The sequence below is a fragment of the Streptomyces sp. NPDC086787 genome (assembly GCF_044745865.1).
Classification (GTDB): domain Bacteria; phylum Actinomycetota; class Actinomycetes; order Streptomycetales; family Streptomycetaceae; genus Streptomyces.
In genome coordinates this window covers 33,448-46,462 of sequence record NZ_JBIVBC010000015.1, presented here as the reverse complement: position 1 = coordinate 46,462, position 13,015 = coordinate 33,448, and the positions used below count along the sequence as shown (strand labels likewise).

9 protein-coding genes are annotated in these 13,015 nt (G+C 71.9%); 6 read left to right on the top strand and 3 right to left on the bottom strand.

Going from position 1 to position 13,015, the window contains the following annotated elements; genetic code table 11:
* The first annotated feature begins 86 nt into the window (after positions 1 to 86).
* The 3 genes from ACIPK3_RS27725 (at position 87) to ACIPK3_RS27715 (ending at position 5,555) form a co-directional block, all read left to right on the top strand.
* The gene (locus ACIPK3_RS27725) at positions 87 to 2,228 is read left to right on the top strand and encodes an ATP-binding protein (RefSeq protein WP_402573953.1); all 2,142 of its coding nucleotides are present in this window, start codon (positions 87 to 89) and stop codon (positions 2,226 to 2,228) included.
* A gap of 141 nt (positions 2,229 to 2,369) precedes the next feature.
* The gene (locus tag ACIPK3_RS27720) at positions 2,370 to 3,959 is read left to right on the top strand and encodes a PucR family transcriptional regulator (RefSeq protein ID WP_402573951.1); all 1,590 of its coding nucleotides are present in this window, start codon (positions 2,370 to 2,372) and stop codon (positions 3,957 to 3,959) included.
* Between the two features lie 150 nt (positions 3,960 to 4,109).
* A complete protein-coding gene (locus ACIPK3_RS27715; RefSeq protein WP_402573949.1) occupies positions 4,110 to 5,555 on the top strand; it encodes an aldehyde dehydrogenase family protein in 1,446 nt (481 codons plus the stop codon).
* 49 nt (positions 5,556 to 5,604) lie between these two features.
* Here ACIPK3_RS27715 and ACIPK3_RS27710 read toward each other — a convergent pair whose 3' ends face one another.
* Entirely contained in the window at positions 5,605 to 6,126 is a 522-nt protein-coding gene (locus ACIPK3_RS27710; protein WP_402573947.1) for a hypothetical protein, read from the bottom strand.
* 16 nt (positions 6,127 to 6,142) lie between these two features.
* Positions 6,143 to 7,330, bottom strand: a complete 1,188-nt coding sequence (locus ACIPK3_RS27705) for a sulfotransferase family protein (protein ID WP_402573945.1) — start codon at positions 7,328 to 7,330, stop codon at positions 6,143 to 6,145.
* 420 nt (positions 7,331 to 7,750) lie between these two features.
* Here ACIPK3_RS27705 and ACIPK3_RS27700 point away from each other — a divergent pair, with 420 nt between their 5' ends.
* On the top strand, positions 7,751 to 9,682 hold the full coding sequence (locus ACIPK3_RS27700) for an acyl-CoA dehydrogenase family protein (protein ID WP_402573943.1): 1,932 nt from the start codon (positions 7,751 to 7,753) through the stop codon (positions 9,680 to 9,682).
* Between the two features lie 37 nt (positions 9,683 to 9,719).
* Here the strand turns inward: ACIPK3_RS27700 and ACIPK3_RS27695 are convergent, their stop codons facing one another.
* Positions 9,720 to 10,178, bottom strand: coding sequence for a lamin tail domain-containing protein (locus ACIPK3_RS27695; RefSeq protein WP_402573941.1), 459 nt, complete (start codon positions 10,176 to 10,178; stop codon positions 9,720 to 9,722).
* 199 nt (positions 10,179 to 10,377) lie between these two features.
* On the opposite strand from ACIPK3_RS27695, the gene dxr reads away from it, so the two are divergent.
* Together dxr and ACIPK3_RS27685 are read left to right on the top strand one after the other, a co-directional pair.
* Positions 10,378 to 11,649, top strand: a complete 1,272-nt coding sequence (gene dxr / locus ACIPK3_RS27690) for a 1-deoxy-D-xylulose-5-phosphate reductoisomerase (RefSeq protein WP_402573940.1) — start codon at positions 10,378 to 10,380, stop codon at positions 11,647 to 11,649.
* Positions 11,650 to 11,657: 8 nt separating this feature from the next.
* Positions 11,658 to 12,953 carry a M50 family metallopeptidase gene (locus ACIPK3_RS27685; protein WP_402574118.1) on the top strand — a complete coding sequence of 432 codons (1,296 nt, stop codon included), beginning with the start codon at positions 11,658 to 11,660 and terminating at the stop codon, positions 12,951 to 12,953.
* Positions 12,954 to 13,015: the final 62 nt, after the last annotated feature.

Sequence of the window (13,015 nt, the reverse complement as noted above, 5' to 3'; positions counted from 1 at the left end):
GCCACGTAAGCGGTGAACTCCCCTTGCCGGGGCGTTAGATTGACTCGCTGATGGTGCACGGAACGGCAGGTCAGGGGGCAACGGCGATGGACGGCGACGGGACACAGGACGCGCGGGGCACGCACGCCAACCCCGTACCCCGTCCGGCGGTGCCACAGGACGCCGCCATCACCCCACGGGAGGCCTCCGCGCCGCCACCGCGGCCCGCGCTGCCACCAGGGGTGCCCCCGCTGCCCGACGGCTCGCAGTTCCTGGCGTGGCTGCGGGCGCCACGGCCGGAGGCGGCACCGGGAGTGTGGCGGTTCGGGCACCGGGCACGGCCGGACCAGGAGCCCGAGAGGATTCCTACGCGCCAGCTGCTGAGCGGTGCGCTGATCGCCTTCCTGGTGGGGTGGCTGGTCTGGTCGCTGCTGTGGAACGGATACCTGGGCGGCTGGTGGCTGCTTCCGCTCTTCGCGATGATTCCCGACTCGTGGGCGCCCCCGCAGTCCACGAGCGCGGCGGTCTTCGGGTACGTCTGGTACGCGATCGTCGCCGCCGCGATCCTGATCACCGTCGGCCGGCTGGGCCGCTGGGGCGACGTGTGGCGCCGGTTCGTCGCCCCCCACGTGAAGCAGAAGGAGCAGCGGGAGGTCGTACCTCCCGTCGAGGAGGACCCCGCCCAGTGGCCCCATCTGCGCGCCGCCGGGGCCGACGCCGCCGCCGACCGGCTCGCCACCGAGGCCCGCGCCGGGCTCATGCGGGACGTGGACCACGCCCGGATCGCCCGCGCCTGGCAGGGCGTGCGCAGTGGCCGGCACAGCCTCACCGCCTTCACCGACGCCGTGGTCAGGGAGGGTGCCGCCGCCTGCCTGCACCCCTCCGGGGAGCGTGACCTGCCGGGCCGGTTCGCCCGGCACGACCTGGTCACCGGGCAGGTGCGGATCGGCACGACGGCGGACGACCCGCGCAACCCCTATCACTACCGTGCCACCGGAATCGCCCTCGGCACCGACCTGCTCGGCACCTCGCTGCTCGCCGTCGGGCCGCCCGGCTCCGGCAAGACCGGGAGCGTCGTGCGCCCGCTCGCCGAGTCGCTGTGCCTGCACGCGCTCGCCGGACGGGCCGCCGTCGTGGTGGTCGGCGCGGCGGGCGCCGGGCTCGGCACGTCCGACGCGTACGACGTCGTCGTACGGATCGCCCACCCCGACTCCGAGTACGACCTCGACCTCTACGGCGGCACCGCCGACCCGGACGAGGCCGCCGCCATACTCGCCGAAGCCCTGGTCGGAGATCTCGCCGACCCGCACCCCGGCGGCGACAGCCGCCGCTCCACCACCGTCCTCGCCCAGCTGCTCGGCCCGTTCCGGGCGGTCCACGGCCGCTTCCCTTCCGTACCGGAGCTGCGGCAGCTCCTCGACGGCGCCCCGGGTCCGCTCACCGCGCTGCGGCAGGCGCTCCAGGACAGCGGCCAGGAGTCGCTGCTGCGCGAACTCGACGCGCGCGAGCGTCAGCTGGGCCACCCGGGGGACGTGGGCGCGGTCCTCGCCGACCGGGTCGCCCTGCTCGACCGGCCCGCCTTCGCCGGGTTCTTCGACACCTCGGGACACTCCCGGCCCTTCTCGCTCAAGGCGCTCGACCATCCGGTCCGGGTCCGTATCGACCTGCCCGAGCGCGGCCACGCCGACGCCTCACGGATCCTGGCCCGGCTGGTGCTCGCCCAGTTCACGGCGAGCGTGTCGGTCCGCGAGGACCGGTCGCTGTTCGCGTGTCTGCTGCTGGACGACGCGACCGGCGCCGTCACCCCGGACGCCGTCCGCGGCATCCAGCGGCTGCGCTCCGCCAACGCCGGCGCCGTGCTCACCCTGCGCACCCTGGACGACGTACCCCGGCCGCTGCGCGGCCCGCTGCTGGGCGCGGCCGGCTGCCGGATGGCGCTGGCCGGACTGACCCCCTGGGACGGGCAGGACTTCGCCGAGGTCTGGGGCAAGGAGTGGACCGAGACCCGGGACGTGACCGACCGGCAGATCATTGCCGAGACCCCGGCGGGCAAGGCCGTGCACATGCTGCGCCGGGTGGTCACCGGCAAGGCGCCGACCGCCCGGGCCGTGACCGTCCGCCAGGTCGAGCGTGAGCGCTGGTCCGCCTCCGAGCTGGCGCACGGGGTGCCGCCCGGGCACGCGGTGCTGTCGCTCACGAATGTCAGGGGCGAGCACGCGCCACCGCTGCTGGTGAACCTTCGCGGCTGACGTGTTTTTCACCCCGTTTCCCCGGTACGTCCATAACACCACCGGGGCACCGTACGGTGAGGCAGAATCGACATAGGCTGTTCATACGAACCGGCCAAATGATCGTGATGATCGCCTGATCTCCCCAGACCTGAAGGCCTCATGCCCCCGACGCTCGCCTCGCTCGTCCACCACTCCGCGCTCAAACTCACCGTGCGCGCGGGCGAGGACCGCCTCGACGTACCCGTCCGCTGGGCGCACGTGAGCGAGCTGGCCGACCCCGTGCCCTACATGGAGGGCGGGGAACTGCTGCTGATCACCGCGCTCAAGCTCGACGCGGCCGACCCCGACACCATGCGGCGGTATGTGAAGCGGCTGGCCGGCGCCGGAGTCGTCGGCCTCGGATTCGCCGTCGGCGTCAACTACGACGAGATCCCCGGCGCCCTCGTCGACGCCGCCGAACAGGAGGGCCTGCCCCTGCTGGAGGTGCCCCGGCGCACCCCCTTCCTCGCGATCAGCAAGGCGGTGTCCGCGGCGATCGCCGCCGACCAGTACCGTGCGGTCACCGCCGGGTTCGCCGCGCAGCGGGAACTGACCCGACAGGCACTGAGCGCGGGCCCCGAAGGACTGCTCGCCGCGCTCGCCGCGCAGGTCGACGGCTGGGCGGCCCTCTACGACGCCTCCGGCGCCGTCGTCGCGACCGCACCGGAGTGGGCGGGCCGGCGGGCGGCCCGGATCACCGCCGACGTGGAGCGGCTGCGGGAACGGCCCGCGCCCGCCTCGTCCGTGGTCGGCGGCGCCGAGAACCCCGAGAACACCGACCGGGTCGAACTCCACACCCTGGGCACCGGCAGGCGTCCGCGGGCCGCCCTCGCCGTGGGCACCGCCGCCGCCCTGGGCACCGCCGAACGGTACGCCGTGCACTCCGCCATCGCCCTGCTCACCCTCACCACCGAACGCTCGCGTTCGCTCCAGGAAGCCGAGCAGCGGGTCGGCGCGGCCGTGCTGCGCATGCTGCTCGCCGGACAGCAGGACCACGCCCGCGCGGTCGCCGGGGACCTGTACGGCGGGCTCCTCGACGCTCCCTTCCGGGTGATCGTCGCCGAGTCGGGGTCGGCGTCCACCGCCCGCGACCCGCTGGGCGGCCTCACGGAGGCCGTCGAGGCCGCCGCCGCCCGCTCCGGCGAGGCCGTACTCGTCGTGCCGGAGGGCGAGCGGCTGATCGTCCTCGCCGCGGACCAGGGCGCGGCGGTCGCCTCCTGCGCCGAGTACGCGGCGGCTCTCGATGCGGCACGGGCCGTACCCGAACCGACCCCCGTGGAGGAGGACGAACTGGTCGTCGGCCTGTCCGCGCCCGCGGGGCCGATCGCCGCCGCCGCCGCGTACAAGCAGGCCGAACAGGCGCTGTCGGTGGCCCGGCGGCGGGGCCGGGTGCTCGTCGAGCACGAGCAGCTGGCGGCCGGTTCGGTGCTGCCGCTGCTCGCCGACGACGCGGTCAGGGCGTTCGCGGACGGGCTGCTGAGGGCCCTTTACGAACACGACGCCACCGGGCGCGGGGACCTGGTCGCGTCCCTGCGCGCCTGGCTCTCCCGGCACGGGCAGTGGGACGCGGCCGCGGCCGACCTCGGTGTGCACCGGCACACCCTCCGGTACCGGATGCGCAGGGTCGAGGAGATCCTGGGACGCAGCCTCGACGACCCGGATGTCCGGATGGAGCTGTGGCTGGCGCTGAAGGCGACCAGCCCCGATTAGTGCCGGGCCACTGGCCAATCCGGCGCATGCCCGCTTCCCACCAGTACGACTCGGACAAGCGCCCTCGGCACACCCCCGTCCTACCGTGGGAAACGAAAGAAAACGAAACAAGACACACCACCCCCAACTCGGAAGGGCCGGGACTCGCACATGACTTCCACCTACGCCTTCTGGCTCGCCGGCCGCCAGGTCACCGGCGAGGACAGCTTCGACGTCACCTCCCCGTGGGACGGACGGCTGGTCGGCAAGGTCAGCGTGCCGACGGACGCCCAGGTCGAGGAGGCCGTGGCCGCCGCGCACGCGGTGCAGGACGAGTTCGCCGCCACCCCGGCCCACGTACGTGCCGCCGCCCTGGACCACGTCAGCAGGCGTCTCGCCGAGCGCACCGAGGAGATAGCCCGGCTGATCTCCGCCGAGAACGGCAAGCCGATCAAGTGGGCGCGCGGCGAGGTCGGCCGTGCCGTGTCCGTGTTCCGCTTCGCGGCCGAGGAGGCCCGGCGGTTCAACAGCGGCGAGGCCCAGCGCCTGGACACCGACCTCGGCGGCCAGGGCCGGCTGGCGCTCACCCGCCGCTTCCCGAAGGGCGTCGTCCTCGGTATCGCGCCGTTCAACTTCCCCCTGAACCTGTGCGCCCACAAGGTCGCCCCGGCCATCGCCGCCGGCGCCCCCATCATCCTCAAGCCCGCCCCGGCCACCCCGCTGTCCGGCCTGATCATCGGCGACCTGCTCGCCGAGACCGAGCTGCCCGCGGGCTCCTGGTCGATCCTCCCGGTCGCCAACGAGAAGATGCCCGCCCTGGTCCAGGACGAGCGCCTGCCGGTCATCTCCTTCACCGGTTCCGAGCAGGTCGGCTACGCGATCATGGACTCGGTGCCCCGCAAGCACTGCACCCTGGAGCTCGGCGGCAACGGCGCGGCCGTCGTCCTCGGTGACTTCGCCGGCGACGAGGACCTCGACTGGGCCGCGACCCGTATCGCGACCTTCTCCAACTACCAGGGCGGCCAGTCCTGCATCTCGGTGCAGCGGGTGATCGCGGACGCAGCCGTGTACGACCGGCTGCTGCCGCGCATCGTCGCCGCCGTCGAGGCCCAGGTCACCGGCGACCCGTCGGAGGACGGGACGGACGTCGGCCCGCTGGTCAGCGAGGCCGCCGCCGAGCGCGTCGAGTCCTGGGTCAAGGAGGCGGTCGAGGCGGGCGCCACGCTGCTCACCGGCGGCGACCGCGACGGCGCCTCCTTCGCGCCGACCGTCCTCGCGGACGTCCCGGCCGACACGAAGGTCGCCTGCGAGGAGGTCTTCGGACCGGTCCTCACCGTGCAGAAGGTCACCGGCGAGGCCGCGGCCTTCGCAGCCGTCAACTCCTCGAAGTACGGCCTTCAGGCGGGCGTGTTCACCCACGACCTGCAGACCGCCTTCCGCGCCCACCGCGCGCTCGAGGTCGGCGGCGTGGTCATCGGCGACGTCCCGTCCTACCGCGCCGACCAGATGCCGTACGGCGGCGCCAAGCAGTCCGGCGTCGGCCGCGAGGGCGTGAAGTTCGCGATGGACGACTACACCTACGAGCGGGTACTGGTCCTGACGGGCCTCGCGCTCTGACCCACCTCCGAGAGAGCCCGGCACCGCTGTCTGCGCTGCCGGGCTCTTTTCACTGCCCTGGACACCGGACCTCCCGCCAACGCGGCGCCTCGTCGTCGGGATCGTCCGGCGAGGCGAAGTGGAACGGCACCCCCAGGTGACGGGCCGGAGCCCGTCCCGCCTCACCGGCGACCACCGCCGGCCCGGGCTCGCCCCGACGCCAGTACACGGTCGCCAGGCAGACTTCCCCCGCCGGCTCCTCCAGTACGGCGACCAGGACCACGAACCAGTCGTGGACCGTGTCGCCGTCCCAGACGGCCTCCACCGCGACCACCCTGCCCGGCTGCGCGGCGGCACGGGCGGCGAGCGAGGCGACGTCCAGCGGATCGGGCGGCGCCCTGCGCACCCGATCACCGAGCACCTCATAACGCTCGTGGACGACCCGCTGCGCGTCGTACAGCCCCACCCCCACCCCCAGCGGGCGCAGCGCCTCCCACACGACCCTGATCGCCTGGACAGGGCGATCGGCCGGCACGTCCGCGTCGACCTCCCCACGGGTCGGCTCGTCCAGGTAGGGCCACCACGTCGTCATGAGCCGGACAGTAACGTCAGGCCCGGTCGACCTCCGCGCGCAGGGCGTTGTAGTCCGCGAACGCCGTCGCGACGTCGGTGTCGGTCAGGCCGTAGCGGGTCAGGTCGTAGCGGTGGGGGCGGGTGCCGTGGGGGCGGGCGGCCACCTTCGGGAGGCGGGCCGCGTCGGCGTCGGTCCAGCGGGCGCCGACGGCCGCGTAGAGCTTCGGGGCGCCCGCCGCGGGGTCGGATCCCAGCCAGGAGTAGGGGACGTCCACCAGTGACTCCGGGGGGATCGCCGCGCGGGCGGCGAGGCCGCGGGTCACGGACCGGCTCAGCAGTTCCAGCCAGGTCGCGCCGATGCCGTGCAGGTCGACGGGGCGGGTGCTCACCGCCATGCCGTGTTCGACCAGGCTGCAGAACGAGGCCACGGCGGTGGCCGGGTCACGGTGCGTCCACACGATCGTGGCGTCCGGAAAGACCGCGCGCAGCGCGTCCAGGTTCTCCAGGTGCAGCGGGGACTTCAGCACCCAGCGGCGGCGCGGACGGCCGTACTGGAGGACCTGGTACACCTCCTTGAGGTGGCGGTAGTCGGGGACGAAGTCCCGTCGGTCGTGCCAGCCCAGGTACTGCGGGATACGCGCCTGGGACAGCGGCATCACGGTGTGCGGCAGCGCGAAGGTGCACTCCTCGGGGCCCTCCGGCCGCAGCGCGTGGATGTCCCGGAAGCCCGGCGTGAACCGGTCGATCGAACCGACCAGCAGCCGCGCGGCCCTGACCGACTTCGCGTCCCCCTCCGGCCCCCGGTCGAGATCCGGGGTGAGCAACTCCCACAGCAGCGGACAGCGGTGCTCCTCGGACAGCGACAGCACCCCGTGGGTGAGTGTGGTGGCGGTGCGCGGCAGACCCACCACGAACACCGGTCGCTCGACCGGCTCGGCCGCGATCCGGGGGTGCTCGGCGATCAGCCGCCGTATCCGGGCCCGGTTGGCCAGATGCCGGCCGACGTGCCCCCGGGCGGACACCCAGCCCACCGGCGTGAGGTTCTCCGCACCGGCCCACCAGCGCAGCAGGGTCCGGAAGTCGTCCGCGAACCGCTCGTCGCCGTCGGCGAGACCCGACTCGGCGAGCAGCCGGTCGAACACCCGGTCGGGGGTGCGGCGGGAGCGGAAGTCGAGCCGGAGCAGCAGATTGGCCAGCGTGAGGGAAAAGGGGCCGGAGGACACGAGGGGGAGTCCCTTCTGCGGGCGGGCGGGGAGAGAGGCGCGGGGGAAGGCGGGGAGAACGCGGGGGAGCGATGCACGGAGACCGACCGAAAGCTACCTCGTGCCCCTCCGGTAACTGACGCTCCATACCGGCCAGTTGAGAGACGTGTACGGCGGAAACCGGACCGCTCCGCACCCGGCCCCGACGACTTGCGCCGCCGCCTCGCCGACACCCGTTCGGCGCAGTGCGTCCCATCCCTCCCGGATCCGCCCCGGGACCGGGCACCGCAGGGGGCCCCAGGGCCCGCCGCCGGCCGCCCCGCGCACCGAACCCTCGCGCGAGGACTGGTGGGGTCGCCCCATTTCGGGTACCAACGATCCAGTAGCACTGGTCGGTAGTGAACGGTCCCCTGACTCCCTATTCGCGGCGAGGTGAACCTCATGTCCGCCCCCACCACCAAACCCACGGTCACCGAGCGCGAGGCACGTCAGGTGGCGGAGGCCGCCCGGGAACAGGACTGGCGCAGGCCGAGCTTCGCCAAGGAACTGTTCCTCGGCCGGTTCCGGCTCGACCTGATCCATCCGTATCCGCTGCCGGCCGACGAGGACGCGCAGCGCGGCGAGGAGTTCCTCGCCAAGCTCCGTGACTTCTGCGAGACCCGCATCGACTCGGCCCGCATCGAACGCGAGGCGCGGATCCCGGACGAGGTCGTGGACGGGCTCAAGGAGCTCGGCGCCCTCGGCATGAAGATCGACACCAAGTACGGCGGCCTCGGCCTCACCCAGGTCTACTACAACAAGGCGCTCGCCCTGGTCGGATCGGCCAGCCCCGCGATCGGGGCCCTGCTCTCCGCCCACCAGTCGATCGGTGTCCCGCAGCCGCTGAAGATGTTCGGCACCCAACAGCAGAAGGAAACCTTTCTGCCCCGTTGTGCCCGCACCGACATCTCGGCCTTCCTGCTCACCGAGCCGGACGTCGGCTCCGACCCGGCCCGGCTGGCCACCACCGCCGTCCCGGACGGCGACGACTACGTGCTCGACGGCGTGAAGCTCTGGACGACCAACGGCGTGGTCGCCGATCTCCTCGTCGTGATGGCACGTGTGCCCAAGTCGGAGGGGCGCAAGGGCGGGATCACCGCGTTCGTCGTGGAGGCGGGCTCGGAAGGCATCACCGTCGAGAACCGCAACGCCTTCATGGGCCTGCGCGGCATCGAGAACGGCGTCACGCGCTTCCACCGGGTCCGGGTCCCGGCGGCCAACCGGATCGGCCCCGAGGGCGCGGGCCTGAAGATCGCGCTCACCACGCTGAACACCGGCCGGCTGTCGCTGCCCGCGATGTGCGTGGGCGCGGGCAAGTGGTGTCTGAAGATCGCCCGGGAGTGGTCGGCGGCCCGCGAGCAGTGGGGCAAGCCGGTCGCGCTGCACGAGGCCGTCGGCTCGAAGATCAGCTTCATCGCCGCCACCACCTTCGCGCTGGAGGCGGTCGTCGACCTGTCCTCGCAGATGGCGGACGAGCAGCGCAACGACATCCGCATCGAGGCCGCCCTCGCCAAGCTCTACGGCTCCGAGATGGCCTGGCTGATGGCCGACGAGCTGGTCCAGATCCGTGGCGGCCGCGGCTTCGAGACGGCGGAGTCCCTGAAAGCGCGCGGCGAGCGCGCGGTCCCCGCCGAACAGCTGCTGCGCGACCTGCGCATCAACCGCATCTTCGAGGGCTCCACCGAGATCATGCACCTGTTGATCGCCCGCGAGGCGGTGGACGCCCACCTCTCGGTCGCCGGTGACCTCATCGACCCCGAGAAGTCCCTGTCGGACAAGGCGAAGGCCGGCGCGAACGCGGGCGTGTTCTACGCCAAGTGGCTGCCCAAGCTGGTCGCCGGACCGGGCCAGCTGCCCTCCGCCTACGGCGAGTTCAAGCACGGGGTGGACCTCTCCCCGCACCTGCGCTACGTCGAGCGGCACGCCCGCAAGCTCGCCCGCTCCACCTTCTACGCCATGTCCCGCTGGCAGGGCCGGATGGAGACAAAGCAGGGCTTCCTGGGCCGAATCGTGGACATCGGCGCGGAACTGTTCGCGATGAGCGCGGCCTGTGTCCGGGCCGAGCGGCTGCGCCGTGACGGAGACCACGGCCGGGAGGCCTACCAGCTCGCCGACGCCTTCTGCCGGCAGTCCCGGATCCGGGTCGACGAGCTGTTCCAGCGACTGTGGAGCAACACCGACGACCTAGACCGCAAGGTGGTCAAGGGTGTCCTCGGCGGTGCCTACGAGTGGCTGGAGCAGGGCGTCGTCGACCCGTCGGGCGAGGGTCCCTGGATCGCGGACGCGACCCCGGGCCCGAGCACCCGGGAGAACCTGCACCGTCCCATCAGGTGACGGTCAGCCGGTGTCAGCGGGTATCAGCAGGTAGCGGTCAGCACCACTTGTCGCTGGGATCCCGCGTCGTCCAGGAGCAGGAGTCGACCTTGGCGCCGTTCGCCTTGGTCAGCGTCGCCGTGTCGCTGGTGTTGTTCCACACGTAGGCGCGCCGGTTCTGGTACTTGTCCGACGTGGTGTCCCGGCCGCTGCCGGTATGGATCTTCATGTACTTCCCCGCGCCGATCGTGACGTTCGGGAAGGCGTACCTGTGGTTGGAGACGTCCTTCAGGACCCAGCCCCTCAGCGAGACCGCCGAGCGGCCGGTGTTCCTGATCTGCACCCACTCGCCGTTCAGGCTCGCGTTGGACCGGGTGTCCGAGCCGGGGCTGTCGAAGTAGACGTGATGGATGGTCACGCCACCGGCGGCCTCGGCCGGGGTGCTGAGTACGGTGCCGGTGAGCAGTGCGGCGCCCGCGAGAGCGGGCAGCGCGGCGCGTATGCGCAGGGTGAGCATGGCGAGATCCCCCCAGGATGTCGTCAGGACGTCGTCCTCGGGCCGGTCGGAGTACCGGCCAGGACTGAAGTGCTATCACATGATCTTCACGTGTACTTCACAAAGGGGATTTCGTCCCATTCGCTCACGAGCCCTGATAAGGCACCCGCGCGGGGGACGCGCTGTCCACCCGGCCTCCGGTTGCGGCAACAATGGGGGAATGACCGACAGTCCCGCCAGTCCGGCGCCGCTCGCCGACCCGCACCTCGTCTACGACCCCGTCGGCACCGACGGCCCCAAGGACGTGGTGATTCTCGGCTCCACCGGGTCCATCGGCACCCAGGCCATCGACCTAGTCCTGCGCAACCCCGACCGCTTCCGGGTCACCGCGCTGTCCGCCAACGGCGGCCGGGTGGGCCTCCTCGCCGAGCAGGCGTACCGGCTGCGGGCGCGGACCGTGGCGGTCGCCCGCGAGGACGTCGTACCGGCACTGCGTGAGGCGCTCGCCGAGCAGTACGGCGCCGGTGAGCCGCTCCCCGAAATCCTCGCCGGACCCGACGCGGCCGCCCAGGTCGCCGCGTCCGACTGTCACACCGTTCTCAACGGCATCACCGGTTCCATCGGCCTGGCCCCGACGCTCGCCGCCCTGGAAGCGGGCCGTACCCTCGCGCTCGCCAACAAGGAGTCGCTGATCGTCGGCGGCCCGCTGGTCAAGGCGCTGGCCAAGCCGGGCCAGATCATCCCGGTGGACTCCGAGCACGCCGCGCTCTTCCAGGCGCTCGCCGCCGGCACCCGCGCCGACGTGCGCAAGCTGGTCGTCACGGCCTCCGGCGGCCCGTTCCGCGGCCGTACCAGGGCGGAGCTGGACCGGGTGACCGTCGAGGACGCCCTGGCGCACCCCACCTGGGCGATGGGCCCGGTCATCACCATCAACTCCGCGACCCTCGTCAACAAGGGCCTGGAGGTCATCGAGGCACACCTGCTGTACGACATTCCCTTCGACCGCATTGAGGTTGTCGTGCACCCGCAGTCGTATGTCCACTCGATGGTTGAGTTCACCGACGGATCCACGCTTGCCCAGGCGACGCCCCCCGACATGCGCGGGCCGATCGCCATCGGTCTCGGCTGGCCCGAACGGGTGCCGGACGCGGCGCCCGCCTTCGACTGGAGCAAGGCGTCCACCTGGGAGTTCTTCCCACTCGACAACGACGCCTTCCCGTCCGTGAACCTCGCCCGGCACGTCGGACAGCTCGCGGGCACCGCGCCGGCGGTGTTCAATGCGGCCAATGAGGAGTGCGTCGAGGCGTTCCGGGCCGGTGTCCTGCCCTTCAACGGGATCATGGAGACCGTCACCCGGGTCGTCGAGGAGCACGGCACTCCGAACACGGGAACCTCGCTGACCGTGCCGGACGTCCTCGAAGCGGAGACCTGGGCACGAGCCCGGGCCCGGGAACTGACAGCGCACAAGGCGACTGCGGAGGCGCGTGCATGACAGCCCTGATGATGATCCTCGGCATAGTCGTCTTCGTGGTCGGCCTGCTGGTGTCGATCGCCTGGCACGAGCTGGGGCATCTGTCCACCGCCAAGCTCTTCGGCATCCGCGTGCCCCAGTACATGGTCGGCTTCGGCCCGACCATCTGGTCACGCAGGAAGGGCGAGACGGAGTACGGGATCAAGGCGATCCCGGCCGGCGGCTACATCCGCATGATCGGCATGTTCCCGCCCGGCGAGGACGGAAAGATCACCGCACGCTCCACCTCGCCCTGGCGCAGCATGATCGAGGACGCCCGCTCGGCGGCCTTCGAGGAACTCAAGCCCGGCGACGAGACCCGCCTCTTCTACACCCGCGCCCCGTGGAAGCGGGTCATCGTGATGTTCGCGGGCCCCTTCATGAACCTCGTGCTCGCCGTCGCCCTGTTCTTCACGGTCCTCATGGGTTTCGGCATCTCCCAGCAGACGACCACCGTCAGCGAGGTCTCCAAGTGCGTCATCTCGCAGAGTGAGAAGCGGGACACCGACACCTGCAAGAAGTCCGACCCCGTCTCCCCGGCCGCCAAGGCCGGACTGAGGGCCGGTGACAAAATCGTCTCCTTCGACGGAGTGCGCACCGACAACTGGAACACGCTCTCCGACCTGATCCGCGCCAACCCGGACAGGACCGTCGCCATCGTGGTCGACCGCAAGGGCCACGAACTGACCCTGCACGCCACTCTGGTCAGCAACACCGTCGCGAAGAAGGACTCGCGCGGACAGGTGATCGACGGGTTCACCCCGGCCGGCTTCCTCGGCTTCAGCGCCGCCAACGGCATCGCCCGGCAGGACTTCGGCCAGTCCGTCACCTGGATGGGCGACCAGCTCAGCCACGCCGTCGACTCCATCGCGGGCCTGCCCGGCAAGATCCCGGCCCTGTGGAACGCGGCCTTCGACGGCGCCCCGCGCGAGGCCGACTCCCCGGTCGGCGTGGTCGGCGCGGCCCGCGTCGGCGGCGAGATCTTCACCCTCGACATCCCGCCGACCCAGCAGCTGGCCATGGCCCTGATGCTGGTCGCGGGCTTCAACCTCTCCCTGTTCCTCTTCAACATGCTCCCGCTGCTCCCGCTCGACGGCGGCCACATCGCCGGCGCCCTGTGGGAGTCGATCCGCCGCCACCTCGCCAGGGTGTTCCGCCGCCCGGACCCCGGTCCGTTCGACGTGGCCAAGCTGATGCCGGTGGCCTACGTGGTGGCCGGGATCTTCATCTGCTTCACGATCCTGGTCCTGATCGCGGACGTGGTTAACCCGGTGAAAATCTCCTAGCCACACCGAGTTCGCGGCGGCCCGGGACGATCTGTCCCGGGCCGCCTTCCATCGAGTGGGTT

What these genes read in the sequence shown, in the direction of transcription:
- ACIPK3_RS27685 (WP_402574118.1), top strand. Translation starts at nt 11,658, where the DNA reads ATGATGATCCTCGGCATAGTCGTCTTCGTGGTCGGCCTGCTGGTGTCG.
- dxr (WP_402573940.1), top strand. Translation starts at nt 10,378, where the DNA reads ATGACCGACAGTCCCGCCAGTCCGGCGCCGCTCGCCGACCCGCACCTC.
- ACIPK3_RS27715 (WP_402573949.1), top strand. Translation starts at nt 4,110, where the DNA reads ATGACTTCCACCTACGCCTTCTGGCTCGCCGGCCGCCAGGTCACCGGC.
- ACIPK3_RS27710 (WP_402573947.1), bottom strand. Translation starts at nt 6,126, where the DNA reads ATGACGACGTGGTGGCCCTACCTGGACGAGCCGACCCGTGGGGAGGTC.
- ACIPK3_RS27695 (WP_402573941.1), bottom strand. Translation starts at nt 10,178, where the DNA reads ATGCTCACCCTGCGCATACGCGCCGCGCTGCCCGCTCTCGCGGGCGCC.
- ACIPK3_RS27725 (WP_402573953.1), top strand. Translation starts at nt 87, where the DNA reads ATGGACGGCGACGGGACACAGGACGCGCGGGGCACGCACGCCAACCCC.
- ACIPK3_RS27700 (WP_402573943.1), top strand. Translation starts at nt 7,751, where the DNA reads ATGTCCGCCCCCACCACCAAACCCACGGTCACCGAGCGCGAGGCACGT.
- ACIPK3_RS27720 (WP_402573951.1), top strand. Translation starts at nt 2,370, where the DNA reads ATGCCCCCGACGCTCGCCTCGCTCGTCCACCACTCCGCGCTCAAACTC.